The 771-nt window shown below is 59.7% G+C and carries 1 protein-coding gene; it reads left to right on the top strand.

Annotated features, from left to right (window positions below; genetic code table 11):
* The first annotated feature begins 145 nt into the window (after positions 1 to 145).
* Entirely contained in the window at positions 146 to 685 is a 540-nt protein-coding gene (locus QYH69_RS35850) for a DUF3304 domain-containing protein (RefSeq protein ID WP_308836338.1), read from the top strand.
* Positions 686 to 771 lie beyond the last annotated feature (86 nt).

Genomic DNA, 771 nt, shown 5'->3' with positions numbered 1-771 from the left:
AAGAAAAGTTTTGAGTAGGCCGGGAAAGGAAGGACACCATGACAACACTGCCCGAACAGGAAATTCCCGTCGCGATCGATCCGCTTGCTCCAACGCCTGTCACGCTGTCGAAGAGCGGGCGGGACGCGCACGAGGAGGATCGCGCATGAAACACCAGAACCTGTTTCGCCTGTGTGCAGGACTGCTGCTGGTGTTGTGCATCGGTGTTGCTGCATGCCGGCAACACGACCCCGCCGAAGACGGAATGCCTGTCAATTTGACAGGCATCGATCACCTTGCCGATCACCTGAGTGTGCAGGAGTTTTCGGTCAACGGCACGAGCGGTGCCCAGGCGGGCAAGGGTGGTCGCACTGTGTGCTGCGTGATGCTGCCGTACAAATGGCATCCGGATATAAAAGTGACGGTGCGCTGGAACGTCACGAACTGGCGTGACTGCAGGGGCGACGAATACGAGGCCGTGGTGCCGGTGGAGAAGTACGACAAGCCGGAGCACATGTGGGTGCATTTTCTGGCTAACGGCGAGGTGCGGGTGGTGTCGTCCATCTACGGTGCAGAGAAAGCCAACGCGCCAGGCTCGAGGCACCCGGTGAAAGATCCGATTCCGAACAAGAATCCGTGGGACGTCTACGACCTGGATACCTGCAAGCGCTACGACGAGGAATCCCCGCGCAAGGACCAGCGATGACATCGAGACCCGAACAGGAAATTCCCGTCGCGATCGATCCGCTTGGTCCAACGCCTGTCACGCTGTCGAACAGCGCGCAGGACGCG

Origin of the sequence: Paraburkholderia sp. SARCC-3016 (assembly GCF_031119615.1) — a bacterium.
Lineage (GTDB): Bacteria > Pseudomonadota > Gammaproteobacteria > Burkholderiales > Burkholderiaceae > Paraburkholderia.
Note: the sequence above shows the minus strand (reverse complement) of the source record. Positions and strands in the feature narration are given on the sequence as shown.

Bases quoted from the DNA above. Each gene is read 5' to 3' on its own strand.
- QYH69_RS35850 (WP_308836338.1), top strand. From the start codon at position 146: ATGAAACACCAGAACCTGTTTCGCCTGTGTGCAGGACTGCTGCTGGTG.